General features: G+C 38.6%; 11 protein-coding genes. 5 read left to right on the top strand and 6 right to left on the bottom strand.

All coding sequences use genetic code 11. The features are described from left to right. Window positions 1-283: 283 nt before the first annotated feature. The 3 genes from IQ264_RS07880 (at window position 284) to IQ264_RS07870 (ending at window position 4295) form a co-directional block, all read left to right on the top strand. A complete protein-coding gene (locus IQ264_RS07880; RefSeq protein WP_193980210.1) occupies window positions 284-1654 on the top strand; it encodes a hypothetical protein in 1371 nt (456 codons plus the stop codon). Window positions 1655-1762: 108 nt separating this feature from the next. Further along, window positions 1763-2626 carry an alpha/beta fold hydrolase gene (locus IQ264_RS07875; RefSeq protein ID WP_193980209.1) on the top strand — a complete coding sequence of 288 codons (864 nt, stop codon included), beginning with the start codon at window positions 1763-1765 and terminating at the stop codon, window positions 2624-2626. Window positions 2627-2903: 277 nt separating this feature from the next. After that, window positions 2904-4295: a hypothetical protein gene (locus IQ264_RS07870; RefSeq protein WP_193980208.1), complete on the top strand. Its 1392-nt coding sequence runs from the start codon at window positions 2904-2906 to the stop codon at window positions 4293-4295. Between the two features lie 28 nt (window positions 4296-4323). Here IQ264_RS07870 and IQ264_RS07865 read toward each other — a convergent pair whose 3' ends face one another. The 3 genes from IQ264_RS07865 to gltX all read right to left on the bottom strand — a co-directional run bounded on the left by IQ264_RS07865 (window position 4324) and on the right by gltX (window position 6954). After that, complete coding sequence (locus IQ264_RS07865) at window positions 4324-4755, bottom strand: DUF2358 domain-containing protein (protein WP_193980207.1); 432 nt, start codon at window positions 4753-4755, stop codon at window positions 4324-4326. A gap of 40 nt (window positions 4756-4795) precedes the next feature. Next, window positions 4796-5326, bottom strand: coding sequence for a hypothetical protein (locus IQ264_RS07860; RefSeq protein ID WP_193980206.1), 531 nt, complete (start codon window positions 5324-5326; stop codon window positions 4796-4798). A 119-nt stretch (window positions 5327-5445) separates the two neighbouring features. Beyond that, window positions 5446-6954: a glutamate--tRNA ligase gene (gene gltX, locus IQ264_RS07855; protein WP_193980205.1), complete on the bottom strand. Its 1509-nt coding sequence runs from the start codon at window positions 6952-6954 to the stop codon at window positions 5446-5448. Window positions 6955-7401: 447 nt separating this feature from the next. Here gltX and IQ264_RS07850 point away from each other — a divergent pair, with 447 nt between their 5' ends. Then, complete coding sequence (locus tag IQ264_RS07850; protein ID WP_193980204.1) at window positions 7402-7818, top strand: secondary thiamine-phosphate synthase enzyme YjbQ; 417 nt, start codon at window positions 7402-7404, stop codon at window positions 7816-7818. On the opposite strand, the gene IQ264_RS33390 is transcribed toward IQ264_RS07850, so the two are convergent. The 3 genes from IQ264_RS33390 to crtR form a co-directional block, all read right to left on the bottom strand. Further along, on the bottom strand, window positions 7806-7937 hold the full coding sequence (locus IQ264_RS33390; RefSeq protein ID WP_265583025.1) for a hypothetical protein: 132 nt from the start codon (window positions 7935-7937) through the stop codon (window positions 7806-7808). The genes IQ264_RS07850 and IQ264_RS33390 overlap by 13 nt on opposite strands. Before the next feature lie 231 nt (window positions 7938-8168). Next, window positions 8169-10937, bottom strand: a complete 2769-nt coding sequence (locus IQ264_RS07845) for a hypothetical protein (RefSeq protein WP_193980203.1) — start codon at window positions 10935-10937, stop codon at window positions 8169-8171. A gap of 152 nt (window positions 10938-11089) precedes the next feature. Next, window positions 11090-11995 carry a beta-carotene hydroxylase gene (gene crtR / locus IQ264_RS07840; protein WP_193980202.1) on the bottom strand — a complete coding sequence of 302 codons (906 nt, stop codon included), beginning with the start codon at window positions 11993-11995 and terminating at the stop codon, window positions 11090-11092. 260 nt (window positions 11996-12255) lie between these two features. On the opposite strand from crtR, the gene pyk reads away from it, so the two are divergent. Beyond that, complete coding sequence (gene pyk, locus IQ264_RS07835; protein WP_193980201.1) at window positions 12256-14049, top strand: pyruvate kinase; 1794 nt, start codon at window positions 12256-12258, stop codon at window positions 14047-14049. The last annotated feature ends 256 nt before the right edge of the window (window positions 14050-14305 follow it).

Raw genomic sequence — 14305 nt, 5'->3', positions numbered from 1 at the left:
AAGAGTAGAATAGCCTTTCAAGTATAAAGGAAAACTCGTGTTTTTCCGTTCACAGGGTGCTAAATGTTGTGAATCTGGTAATTTATGGCGATCGTACTCTACTCATTTGTTTCGTGTTACTTAATATTAATTCAAAATCTCTACCTAGTGATTGGCATCACAAAACTTAAGTATTTACTCTCACTAAACACTTAGACTACTATCATCATTAATTGCAGCGTTCAATCACCTATTTAGTAGAGAAAAAACAGTAAATTAACATTATGAGTTAATCCATCTACCAATGCCACCTCAAACTTTTGTATCTCAAACTAAAACTACCCACTCTTTCGATAATGCCGTAAGTCATATCGAGTTAGATGAATTTCCCAGTCAGTCAAATAAACAGGGAAAACATATTGCTGCTGCACAAGAGGAAATTTGGCAATTTTTCCTCAATCTTACCAAATCTACTGTGCCAGAGCTGGTATTAACAGAATTTGAAAACTTATTTATTAATCCTAGTTTTTTGTCTAATTCTGACATTGAAAGAGCTCTGAAGATCATAGTTTTATCTCAAAATGAGCCAGAGTTTAGAAATACTCTCAAACGCTGTATTTATATTTTGCTCAACACCTGGATTTATAGCAGAAAATACCAATATGCTCAAATTTTAATTGAAAAACTTTCCGTTGCTCATCTCAGTTATTGTGGTGCATCTACATTTCTGCGGAGTCTGAGAAGCCGGATGATGAATTTTATGAAAAGCCAAGATTATCAAGAAGTAAAACTATTTGCTTCAAGATACGATCGTCAGCAAACAGGAAACTGGAAATCTCGTTATACTTCTTATTTACTAACTCCTCAGTATCTTAATTCGGAAAATTCTTTAGAACAACGCCAAGCTGCGAAAAGATTGTCACAACAGTTGCAAGATAAATACAAGTTCGATCTGGCAATGTATACGGCTCATTCTCATACTACTCCATCTTGGAATGACAAAGTTAAAAATCCTACAGCTTTGGGTGACGAAGCTTTAAGGTTAATTAAGAAAGTTCTGGCAACCCCTGGCTTTTTTAATCATGTACATTTAGCTAGTATTTTTTTGAATCAAACTCAAGGACTAAATTACAGTCAGTTTAAACAAAGTTTACTGAATTATCTAATATTTTCTTTAGACAATTCAGGTTTAGTAGAATTTATAAAAATGCAGCTAACGCAGAAGTTAGATGCTCTTTATCAACATGAAGATCAACAAGTGTTGCGAAACGGTTTGATTTTGAGAACTTGTAATCGGATGATTGAATATTTAACTATTGACAAGAATAATCAACCCTCTGAGCTGTTTGTTTTAATTGCTTCCCAAGGTAATGCCTTAACTTTAGGAATTTTGCTTCTCAAAGTATTATTAATCTCTCCTCCTTCACGGACTTTTTTAGAATTATGTATGTCAAAATTGATTGATTATTATGGTAATTACTCAGAGCAGGATTGTCAATGGGTAATTAACTTTCTGGAGGTTAGTCAGATTATTTTAACGCTGTATACAGAAAATGTGAAATATAATTTAGTTAATATGGAGCGAGAAACTTCACCTAGCCATACAATGATAGATGAAAATTGCTATCGCATTTTTCCTCAAATTTATGGAGAAAGTATTTTAAGTCAAATTTAGTTGTTAATTTTGTTATTTCAGTAATTTCTATGATTACAGCTTTCTTTAGGAAATAGTGCTATTATTACCAAGGTTGTTAAGATAAAGAAAGCAACTGAGGAGACAGCGATGTTTGGCACAGAAAATTCTTGGAAGCACGATCGTATCTACAGCAACGGCGTGAAGCTACATTACGTGACTAAGGGAGAAGGTTCCTTGATGTTAATGTTGCATGGTTTTCCTGAATTTTGGTATTCTTGGCGACATCAAATTCCCGAATTTGCTAAAGATCGTAAGGTAGTGGCTGTTGATTTGCGTGGCTACAATGATAGTGAAAAACCTGCAAATCAATCGGCTTATGTGATGGATGAATTTATTAAAGATGTGAAGGGAATAATTGAGGGATTGGGTTACAATAAATGTGTGTTGGTAGGTCATGATTGGGGTGGTGCGATCGCATGGTGTTTTGCTTACGCCTATCCCGAAATGGTGGAAAAATTAATTGTGTTAAACATTCCCCATCCCGCTAAATTTGCTCAAGGTATCCGCACTCCGCAACAGTTACTCCGCAGTTATTATATGTTTTTGTTTCAGTTACCTTGGCTACCAGAAATTGTAATTCAACAATTCGATTATCAAATAATTGATAATCTGTTTACTGGCATGGCAGTAGACAAAAATGCCTTTACTCAAGCAGATATTGAAGCTTACAAAGATGCCGCTGCGAAACGTGGTGCATTAACCGCAAGTTTGAATTATTACCGCAATATTTTTCAACAGAAATTGTTGAATGATAATTGGGGTATTTTGGAAGTACCAACTTTGATGATTTGGGGAGAAAAGGATACTGCGCTTGGTAAGGAACTCACTTTCGGAACAGAAGCGTATGTCAAAGATTTTCAACTTAAATATATTCCTGATGCTAGTCACTGGGTACAGCAAGAAAAGCCGGAGTTGGTAAATCAATATATGCGGGAATTTTTGCAAAAATAGGACAGGAATGGTGCGTTAAGTTGCACCGTTCACCCCGAATAGCGGAAAATAGTCAATTAGTCGCGCTTTTGAAAAATTATCTGTCATGGTAAAAATATTAATTCAGATTGAGCAAAAATTTATATAAACTTTACAACACAACCTAAAATTATATTTTTTCTGTAAAAATTAATAAAAACCTCTAGTTATATCCGAAAAAATCAGGTTATGGTTAGGTTAACATTTTTTCTAAGCAAAGAAAAATGTATATTGATATCAAGAATTAATGGATCTACCAATGCTATCACAGAGTTTTGTATCCCAACCTAAAATTAACCAGTTAAGAGTAATTAGAATTCCCTCTTTCGACAATACCGTAAGTAATATCGAGATAGATGAATTACCCAGTCAGTTCAATAAACAGGGAAAACATATTGCTGCTGCACAAGAGAGAATTTGGCTATTTTTCCTAAATGTTGCCAAATCTGCTGCACCAGAGATAGTGTTAACAAAATTTGAAAAGTTATTTATTAATCCTAGTTTTGACTGTAATCTTGAAATTGAAAAAGCTTTGAAGATCATAGTTTTATCTCAAAATGAGCAAGAGTTTAGAAATACTCTGAAACGTTGTATTTATATTTTGCTCAACACCTGGATTTATAGCAGGAAATATCAATATGCTCAAATTTTAATTGAAAAGCTTTCTGTTCCTCATCTCAACTATAGTGGTTCATCCACATTTCTGCGGAGTCTGAGAAGTTGGATAATTAATTTTATGAAAAGCCAAGATTATCAAGAAGTAAAACTATTTGCTTCAAGATACGATCGTCAGCAAACAGGAAACTGGAAATCTCGTTATACTTCTTATTTACTAACTCCTCAGTATCTTAATTCGGAAAATTCTTTAGAACAACGCCAAGCTGCGAGAAGATTGTCACAACAGTTGCAAGATAAATACAAGTTTGATCTGGCGATGTATACGGTTCATTCTAATCGTACTTTATCTAGTAAGAGCAAGGTTAAAAATCCTACAGCTTTGGGTGATGAAGCCTTACGGTTAATTAAGAAAGTCCTGGCAAAAAATGGCGCTTTTAGCCATGTAAATTTAGCAGCTATCTTTTTGAATCAAACTCAAGGAATAAGTTACCGTCAATTTAAACAAAGTTTGTTGAATTATCTGATATTTTCTTTAGAAAGTGCCGAGATAGTAAAATCTATAAAAATGCAGCTAACGCAAAAGTTAGATGCTCTTTATCAACATGAAGATCGGCAAGCGTTGCAAAATATTTTGATTTTAAGGACTGCTAATCGGATGATTGAATATTTGACTATTGACAAGAATAATCAACCCTCCGAGCTGTTTGTTTTAATTGCTTCCCAAGGTAATGCCTTAACTTTAGGAATTTTGCTTCTCAAAGTATTATTAATTTCTCCTCATTCGCGGACTTTTTTAGAATTATGTATGTCAAAATTGGTTGATTATTATGGAAATTACTCAGAGCAGGATTGTCAATGGGTAATTAACTTTCTGGAGGTTATTCAGATTATTTTAACACTGTATACAGGAGATATCAAATATAATTTAGTGAATATGGAACAAGAAACTTCACCTAGTCAGATAATGATAGATGAAAATTCCTATCGGATTTTCCCCCAAATTCACGGAGAGGGTTATTTAAGTCAAAATTAATTACCTTTACTCTTGACCTTTTACCTTTTTAATTAGGGTTGTTTTTTTGAGGGAGAAACTGTTTTAAAATTTCACTTGGGTGACGATCCCATGTGTCAATATGTTCGTAAATTAAGCCTTCTTTGGTTAATTTGTAAGTTGAGTAACCATTGAAAAATATGTTAGCTTTCCAGGGAAGGCGTAACTTGCCTCTAACAGTCCAGTTTGCCAAAATAATATCTGCTGCGGTTTGTTTCACCTCATGCAAATCAAAGTAAAGTTCGGTGAAGAATAGCTTGCCGTGAAATCGCAATGTCCAAAAGATAATTCGATAGTTGAGTTTGCCTTTGAATTTGTTAACGGGGTCTTGAAAGTAGATATCTTTGGTGTAAATATCATAAGAAATGTCTTTCTCGAAAAGTGTGGGTAAGTCTTTTTCGAGTGTGGTTATTACTTGTTGGATTTGCTGTTGATATTCCATGATTTATGTTATAAGACAGACTCTGCGGTTCAAAAAAATATCACTCCACCTCAGAGAACAAAATTTTATAAGGTGCATATCTATCTTTCTGATAAGAACCAACCCAAATGCTATAAGTTCCAGGCAACCATTGACCAGCAATTCCCGCATTTTTTCCTGCATAATCATCATTACACCAAGTACCACCAGGGCCACTAATTATTAATATTGTATCGGCGGGACTAATAACTTGAACTCGCAAATAATTTAAAGGAGAAGTTATTAGTAATGTGTGATTAGGATTGCGATCGACAAAACCCGTACAAGGGCCAATTTCTGTATCTCTTCGACCTGCAATTTCCCTAGCAGGTTCCATTCCCCCACTAATCCCAGAAATAATTTGTGGGTCTGGTCGAAACTTAGGGTCAATTGTAACGCTTTGGAAAATAGGAATATTGGGATTAGGAGTTAATTGTCCTTGAGTTTTTGTAGTTAAGAGTAAGTTAAAAGATAAAAGTATGAATAAACTTAAAACTGAGTGACGATTAGTGAAAGGAGAATTATTTAGAACTTGCAAAATCTGTTGGTACATAATGATTTGTGCAGGGGAGTAAATAATGTTGATTATTTTATCATGATTGGTTTAGCGATCGCTCTATCTGATTTTAATTTTATGTAGAGACGTTTCATGAAACGCCTCTACAGCAGGTCTTATTTCGCCTGAGATAATGCTTCTTGTAAGCGGGCTTTATCCAGTTTTTTCTGATGTAAAATTACCCAAGATTCGGTTAAATCAGGGCCATGAACATCGCCTGTTAAAGCGGCTCTTAAACTCCGCATTACTACACCTTTTTTCAGGTTTTGTTCTTTTGTTACCTGTTTAATAATTCCTTGGGCTAATTCTGCGGTTAATTCCTGATTATCTAGGGCATTTTGAATTGCTTCTAAGGCAGTTTTTGCGCCTTCTTGTTGTAATTGTGCTTTGGCTTCTTCGGTGAATTCTACTTGAGATACGAAGAAATAGCGGCTCATTTCTACTGGATCGGGGACAGCAGTAATGTCAGGAATTTGGGTTAACATTTGGTCTAACCAAGCTCGATCGCTAACTGGTAAACGAATCAAACTAGGGCCAATCAAAGCGGTGATTTGTTCTAGCCAAGGGCGATCGCTCTCAGGATCGAATGTAAAACCTGCTTCTTGCCAGAAAGGAATTAACAAATCTGTTAATTGGCTAACTGGTAATTTATGCAAGTATTGACTGTTAATCCAGTTCAATTTATCCCAGTCAAATTTTGCTCCTGCTTTGTTAACTCGATCGAAAGTAAATTCAGTTGCAGCTTGTTCTAAAGTGAAAATTTCTTTAGTAGAATCTGGTGAAGACCAACCCAACAAAGTCATGTAATTTCCTAAAGCTTCGGGGGTAAATCCTAACTTTTTAAAGTCAAAAATCGAGGTGACACCTTTGCGTTTGGAAAGCTTTTGTCCTTGCTTATTCAATATCAAAGGAGTGTGAGCAAATTCGGGAACTGCCGATCCCAAAGCTTGATACAGAAGAATTTGTTTAGCAGTATTGGCAATGTGATCTTCGCCGCGAATGACATGAGTAATTTGCATATCAATGTCATCTACAACTACAGCCAAATTGTACAAAGGTTGACCGAAATCTTCGCTTTCCGAACGACGGGCAATTACCATATCACCACCTAAATCGCTGCCTTTCCAGGTGATTCTTCCCCTCACCATATCGTTCCAAGAAATTTCGCGATCGTCCTCAATTTTGAAGCGAATTACTGGTCTTCTGCCTTCGGCTTCAAAAGCAGCTTGTTGTTCTGCTGTTAAATTTCGATGTCGATTATCATAGCGGGGCGCTTCTTTTCTCGCAACTTGCGCTTCCCGCATTTTTTCCAGTTCTTCTTCTGTGGAATAACACCGATAAGCCAAGCCTTGATCTAATAGTTTTTGGATGGCTTGGCGATACAAATCCAATCGTTTTGTTTGAAAAAATGGCCCTTCATCCCAATTTAATCCTAGCCATTTTAGACCCTCAAGGATATTTTCTGTGTATTCGGAGCGCGATCTTTCTAAGTCTGTATCTTCAATTCGCAAAATAAATGTCCCACCTTGATGACGGGCAAATAGCCAGTTAAATACTGCTGTTCTTGCCGTACCGATGTGTAAATTTCCTGTGGGACTTGGGGCGATTCTAACTCTTACTGTCACAATAGATTCTCCGACATGGCATGATCGCTGCTGTTCAGGTCTTAAATTCAATTTTTAGACCTATTTTTTCTGTTAATAGCGTTATTGGCGATCGATAATTTGCGATCGGGCAATTGAGTCTTTTCTTACTCCTTTGCCTCTCCCCTTGGTGAGGGAACGCTTTTCAATTGTAACCGCAAATGTGTATTTGGTGAGTGGCGATCGATATTTTTTTTTTGAACCGCAAAGACGCGAAGAGCGCGAAGGAGAAGACGAAGAGGCTATAGCAATCCTAAATCAATTTTCAAATCTTCTCTTCCTCTCTTCTTTCTTCGCGTCTTTCGCGTCTTACTTGCTACGCACACGCTACGCGAACTCGGTTCAAAAATTTTTTCTTTGAATCATTGAGTATTGGTATCTAATATGTGTTAATTATAAGTAAAAAACAAAAGTGTTAGAGGCTAATTTATGGTTCATCAAGAGCAAATCAATATTTCAACTAAGGGAAATGGTGATATGCACGACTTGACGGAAAAAGTAAATCAGGTTGTGAAAAATTCGGGAATTCAAAAGGGAATGGTTAATGTTTTTAATGTTGGTAGTACTGGGGCAATTGGAGCAATTGAATTTGAATCGGGATTGCAAAGAGATTTACCGGAAATTCTCAATAAATTGATTCCTCCCAGTCGGGATTATTTTCACGAACAAACCTGGCATGATGGTAATGGACATTCCCATTTACAAGCAACTTGGCTTGGCCCTTCTTTGACTGTGCCGATCGCTAACGGTAAATTAGTTTTGGGAACTTGGCAACAAATTTTTCACATTGATTGTGATAATAAAGCACGTCAAAGAAAGGTCATGGTTACTGTTTATGGAGAGTGAGTTAATCTACTGGTGTATTGTAAATCAGGTTTTAAATAGACAGGAACTCCGATCGCAATTTCTGAAGCAGGCACATTTAACCGTAATGCTTGATGCGATCGATCCCACCAAGGAAACACTACCGAGTAATACCGTTTACACAAATGATTGATACAAATGAGGTAGGGGCGGGTTTAGCCAGAAGTTCCCAATACCCAGCAATAAATTGAAATCAAAACCCGCCCCTCCCAAGCATCTGTAGCAAACATTTAGATAATAGATAATTTTAGCTTGATTTTATGCGATGCACACAGATATTTATCTGTTTTTATCTGCGTTTATCTACGTGCATCTGCGGTTTATAATCAGAATTACGATCTCTTCACCAAACTACCCCGATTATAAGGTAACTTTTCCGTTGGTAAAACACTTACCCCAATAGTAGCATCTGCCAATACCGGATTTTCTCTTAACACTAAACTTGTCAAATTCCGGTTCAGAATTTCCCAAAATTGATTTTCGTCTGGGTAATTTCGCAACACTTCGTCTACCCGCTTATAAATCGGTACAAAATCAGGATACTCTGCATTAGTTATCCCTTGTTTAAAGGTATAATTCACATCTAAATTCAAAGTATTTAAACCTTGATGTGCGATCGCATAATTAGGAATTTTAAAGTTCCATTTCTCTTCTAGTAACCCTTGGCGATTTCGCGTCACAATACTAGAACGATTGTAAGGTAAAGATGGTGATGGCAGCACATTCCAATTAATAGTTATAGCATCAATTGTCTGATTTTCCGTCAAAACTTTCTGCGTCACATTCTTATTCAAAATTTCCCAGTAATCACCTTCATTCGGGTAATTCACCAAATACTTATCTATTCCCTGATAAATTGGTACAAAATCTGGGTATTCATTATTTTTAATTCCCCGTTTGTAGACGTAATCAACATCAATATTCAAATTATTCAAACCTTGATGTTGAATTGGGTAATTTTGGAACTTAAACGACCATTCTTCTTTTAAATCTCCCGTTGTTTTAGGGATATAAGAAAGAATCCCAACTGGACGATTCAACGTAGGATCTGGCGGGACAAAAGTATTGCTGTTTGAATTATTTGGTGCAGGTATTTTTGCCCCTGTTACTGGGTTAAATCCTAAAATTGCCCCAATATTATTCGCACCTTCCCGATAGTCAAAACCTACAGTATAAAGATTGCCATCTCCGGCAAAAGTTAACCCACCAGTAAAGTTATTAGTTGTATTTGTTCCTGTATAATTTGTTGAAATTACTCCCAACAAATCGCCAGTTTGCACATTATATTTGCGGATATCATTAGCGAAATCACTCACGTAAAGTAGACCATCATTAGGGCCAAAAGCTAACCCTAAAAGACTGACAAAACCATTCCCATTAGGTGCAGCTTGCGGTGAAGCAATTACTTTCGATTCACCTGTTTTAATATCATAACGTAATACCTGACTAGGTAAGCCAGCACTGAAATCTGCTGTACCATTTTTCGCTACACTTCCTTCGCTAGTAACGTAGAGATAACCATCAGGGCCAAAAATTATTCCATTCGGGCCATTTAATCCCCCAGATTGTTGATTTCCTTTAGCAAAAACATCAATAAATTGCCCAGTTGTGCCGTCATAGCGTAAAATTTGGTCAGTTAAGAAACTGCTAACATAAAGTTTACCATCGGGGCCAAAGGCTGAACCATAAGGACGCAACAAACCACCCGTTTCATCAATGTTAGGCGTGTTGGGATTATCGGTGACAAAGCGATCGATAAATGCCCCCGTTCTCCCATCAAAACGCAAAATTCCCGAAGCGCCTTGTCCTGTAGAAGTTGCAGGTTTGTCACCGCTAGTAATGTAAAGGTCACTGATGCCATCATTATTACCATCAGGCCCTAAAATAATATTATCAGGAGCGAACAATCCCCCGCTACCAGCACTAATAAATTCACCTAAATAGCTACCTGTCTTGGCATCAAATCTGACTACGTTGTTACCTCTAGTATTTCCTACTAAAAACGTTTCCGGCACATTTAATAACTGTGGTTGAGTTCGGGTCACAGTGCTGCTTCTGGTATATGGTAAACTGTTAGTTGGCAGCACTTCTAAATTAACTTTAAAGTCGGCAAATTCGGGATGTTCAGAGAGGATTTGCTGAGTTAAGTTTTTATTGACTATTTCCCAAAAATCAGTTTCGTTGGGATAGTTAATTAGGAAATTATTAATGCGATTATAAATTGGTACAAAGTCAGGATATTGGCTATTGCTTATTCCTGGTTTAAAGGTATAATTAACATCAAGGTTTAAAGTATTTAATCCTTGGTGCTGAATAGTATATTGCGGAATTTTGAAATCCCATTTTTCCTCTAATTTTCCTTGTCTGTCACGGGTAACTGTACTAGAACGTTGGTAAGGTAATGAAATACTGGGTAAAACATCAATGTCAACAGTCACAGACTGCATTACTGGATTTTCATCCAAAAGTTTTTGCGTGAGGTTTTTGTTGAGAATTTCCCAAAAGTCGGTTTCGTTGGGGTAATTAACTAAAAACTGATTCACACTCTGCGCGATCGGCACAAAATCCGGGTATTCTGAATAGGTAATTCCATCTTTGTAGGTATATTCAACATTGATATCTAGGTTATTGATTCCTTGGTGTTCAATTGTGTAATCATCTAAGGAAAAAGTCCACTTTTCTGGGTTAGGTTGGTTGAAAATAGCAGCGGGAGAACGTCCTTCATTGATACCATATTTAACAAAATGTTCAAAGGCTGTTATTTCCTTTCTTTGCGCCGCCGCCGCTACATCTGGATTTTGTTGTAAATAAAGAGCGGTATGAAATGCAGAATTAGGGTCGCGTCCTTCAAATTGACCGGATAAAATAAAGTGGTCAAATGCAGTAGTTGTCTTATTCTGAACAGCTAAGGCTACATCAGAATAAGTTTGTAGATAGAAGTCACTATCAAAGAGCCCGCTGGGACTGCGATTTTCTGACTTTCCAATTCCGTTAAAGTGAGCAAAGCCGTTAGGAATAATGTTATTACTCAAAGCTACAGAAAGGTCTAAATTATTATCTAGATAGTAAGTTTCATTAAACAGTTCGTTGGCACTGAGCATTTGTTTGCTTCCCGTAGTAGCAGTTCCTTGTGGCAGATTCTACAATAGAATTGAGAAATTGTAAATTTGCCAAAAAAATAAGCAAGAAATAAATCTTGCTTCTAGGGAATTATTAAATTTACCTCAATTATCGATATATTCAGTAAATTTTGCTAAACCTCTTCCAACTGCCGATGAGAATTCTTTTTCCCGTGAAAACGAATTCCTAAAAAGATGTCGTAGACAAAACTCCAAAAATCTTTGCCTTGGAACAATCCCAAAGTTTGATAACAGCCCTTTTCATCTAAAAGAGGCTGAGTGGCACGGTAAGCCGTTTGGTAATGATACCAAGGAATTGAAGGCCACAAATGATGAATCAGATGATAGTTTTGACCTAAGATTAGGATGTTAAGAATGGGGCTAGGATAGACTCTAGCATTTTTCCAGCGATCGCGCTCCTTAAAAGGACGATGGGGTAGATAATCAAAAAACAACCCTAACGCCAAACCTACTACTAAAGCTGGGCAAAACCAGAAATTCAAAACATAGCCTAAAATTCCATGTTGGCAAGCAAAATAGACAATTGTGGCGACAAACAACCTGCTAAAAAACCATTCCCACAACTCATATTTGCGCCATAAACGCCGTTTAAAAAAGTAAACTTCGTGATAGAAAAACCTCGCCGCAATTAACCATAATGGCCCACCAGTAGAAACAAAATGGTCAGGGTCATTATCTGGGTCATTGACATGGGCGTGATGTTGAATATGTACCCGCGTAAAAACTGGAAAAGCAAAACCTAACATTAGGGCGCTACCATGCCCTAACATAGCATTGATGACGCGATCGCGATGGGCAGCATTGTGAGAAGCATCATGAATCACAGTCCCGACCATGTGTAAAGCAATCACGTTAATCGAAAAACAGCACCAATCAGGCCATTCCCAGCACCAATACCCGCAAGTGGAAAGTATGACCATTCCGACTGCGACACAAAACATCAGCAGCGTAGGATTAAAATCGCCGGGAGGTTGCAACAACTCCTTTGGTACTGTCAGCGGCTTCTGTGCCTCCGACATCAGTATCATTACTCCTGTTAACTTCCATCGCGTAGTATACGATACTGACACTCAAACAATAAAGTTTGTTGCTATCTGATTAAGGTACAGTGATGAGTTGTGAGTATTGAAGTGTTAGATTAATAGATTCCCTTTAACTGAAAACTCATAACTCAAAACAGGATCAGGATTTATGGATTTACATGATGAGCAGGATTCTGTAAATCTTGGTCAATTTTTCCCAGTCCCCAGCCTCCTTCTACCTTTGTGGATAGATCAAAATGCCATCTGAAAAATACCTGCGAAGAACAAAAATAGTTGCCACAATTGGCCCTGCTACCCGTACTCCCGAAGTTTTGCGTGCTTTAATCGAAGCTGGTGCTACCACCTTACGCCTAAACTTTTCTCACGGTACACACGATGAACACCAACGGAATATTCGCCTAATTCGGCAAACTTCCTTTGAGCTTAATCAGCCAGTGGGGATACTGCAAGACTTACAAGGCCCGAAAATCAGATTAGGGCAATTTGAACAAGGGTCTGTGGTGGTGAAAAAAGGCGATCGCTTTACTTTAACCAATCGTCAAGTTTTAGGCACCGAAGAAATTAGTTCCGTCACCTACGATCGACTAGCCGAAGAAGTCCCCGAAGGCGCTACCATCCTCCTAGACGACGGCAAAGTAGAAATGGTCGTGGAAAAAGTCGATCGCATCACCCAAGAACTACATTGCTGCGTCGTCGTCGGCGGAGTCCTTTCCAACAGCAAAGGCGTAAACTTCCCCGGAGTCTACCTCTCCATCAAAGCCCTCACCGACAAAGACCGCAAAGACTTAATGTTCGGCTTAGACCAAGGTGTAGACTGGGTAGCATTAAGCTTCGTGCGAAATCCCCAAGACGTACTAGAAATCAAAGAATTGATTTTCAGTGCTGGCAAACAAGTACCAGTGATCGCCAAAATCGAAAAGCATGAAGCGATCGAACAAATGGAAGCCATCCTCCCCCTCTGCGATGGCGTAATGATAGCCAGAGGCGACTTAGGCGTAGAACTACCCGCCGAAGACGTACCCATCCTACAAAAGCGATTAATCGTCCTTGCCAACCGTTTAGGAATCCCCATCATCACTGCCACCCAAATGCTTGATAGCATGGTGGGTAGCCCCCGTCCCACCCGCGCTGAAATCTCCGACGTAGCCAATGCGATCCTCGATGGGACCGATGCCGTGATGCTTTCCAACGAAACTGCTGTGGGTAAATATCCGATCGAAGCCGTAGCAACAATGGCACGCATCGCCGTCAGAATCGAACAAGAACAAGCGCAACAACCCACCGTCGCTACGATCGCTAATAGCAGCCCTTCCATTCCCAACGCTATTAGCCAAGCAGTCGGACACATAGCCGAACAGCTAGACGCTACAGCAATCATGAGTTTGACTAAATCCGGCGCAACAGCCAGAAACGTCTCCAAATTCCGGCCCAAAACCCCCATTTTGGCAGTTACACCCCACGTCGATGTTGCCAGACAATTACAATTAGTTTGGGGCGTTAAACCCCTATTAGTTTTAGACTTACCTTCCACCAGTCAAACCTTCCAAGCTGCCATTAATGTGGCACGGGAAAATTATCTAGTCACCGAAGGTGACTTAGTAGTAATGACAGCCGGAACTCTGCAAGGCGTGTCCGGTTCCACAGATTTGATTAAAGTGGAAGTAGTAACCGCAGTACTCGGTAAAGGTACAGCCTTGGGTTCTGGTTCAGTCAGTGGTAGGGCGAGGGTAGCAGCTAACTATGCCGATGTCTCTAACTTTAACCCCGGAGAAATTTTAGTCGCCTCCCGTACCAGTGCGGAATACGTCGATGCCATTCGCAAAGCCGCAGGTATCATCACCGAAGACGAAAGCCTCACCAGTCACGCCGCAGTCATCGGTTTACGTTTGGGTATCCCGGTAATAGTCGGTGTGAAAAATGCCACTAGTTGCATCCGCGACGGCGCAATTTTAACTCTGGATATGCAGCGAGGATTAATTTATTCTGGTGCGATCGGCGCAACTCAGACTGAAACCGTTGTTACTGTTTAGTTATTGGTCATTGGTAGTTGGTCATTGGTAATGGTTGAATCACTGGAAAATATTAAACAAATGACCAATGACAAATGACCAATGACAAATCACTTTAGCTAGCCTAGAAGTCTGGGGTTGTAGTGGCAAAAATTATGGTGCAAAGTAAATTAACTAAGCGAACAGAAGTCGGAAGAAAGGCAGAAGGCAAGAAAGAGAACAGAGAACAGGAAACAGGGAACAGAATAAATTCTACCCCCCTGCCCCTCTGCCCCTC

The sequence above is a fragment of the [Phormidium] sp. LEGE 05292 genome, from assembly GCF_015207735.1.
Taxonomy (GTDB): Bacteria; Cyanobacteriota; Cyanobacteriia; order Cyanobacteriales; family Aerosakkonemataceae; genus Floridanema.
Note: the sequence above shows the minus strand (reverse complement) of the source record. Positions and strands in the feature narration are given on the sequence as shown.

Bases quoted from the DNA above. Each gene is read 5' to 3' on its own strand.
- IQ264_RS07880 (WP_193980210.1), top strand. From the start codon at position 284: ATGCCACCTCAAACTTTTGTATCTCAAACTAAAACTACCCACTCTTTC.
- IQ264_RS07875 (WP_193980209.1), top strand. From the start codon at position 1,763: ATGTTTGGCACAGAAAATTCTTGGAAGCACGATCGTATCTACAGCAAC.
- IQ264_RS07870 (WP_193980208.1), top strand. From the start codon at position 2,904: ATGCTATCACAGAGTTTTGTATCCCAACCTAAAATTAACCAGTTAAGA.
- IQ264_RS07865 (WP_193980207.1), bottom strand. From the start codon at position 4,755: ATGGAATATCAACAGCAAATCCAACAAGTAATAACCACACTCGAAAAA.
- IQ264_RS07860 (WP_193980206.1), bottom strand. From the start codon at position 5,326: ATGTACCAACAGATTTTGCAAGTTCTAAATAATTCTCCTTTCACTAAT.
- IQ264_RS07850 (WP_193980204.1), top strand. From the start codon at position 7,402: ATGGTTCATCAAGAGCAAATCAATATTTCAACTAAGGGAAATGGTGAT.
- IQ264_RS07845 (WP_193980203.1), bottom strand. From the start codon at position 10,937: ATGCTCAGTGCCAACGAACTGTTTAATGAAACTTACTATCTAGATAAT.
- crtR (WP_193980202.1), bottom strand. From the start codon at position 11,995: ATGTCGGAGGCACAGAAGCCGCTGACAGTACCAAAGGAGTTGTTGCAA.
- pyk (WP_193980201.1), top strand. From the start codon at position 12,256: ATGCCATCTGAAAAATACCTGCGAAGAACAAAAATAGTTGCCACAATT.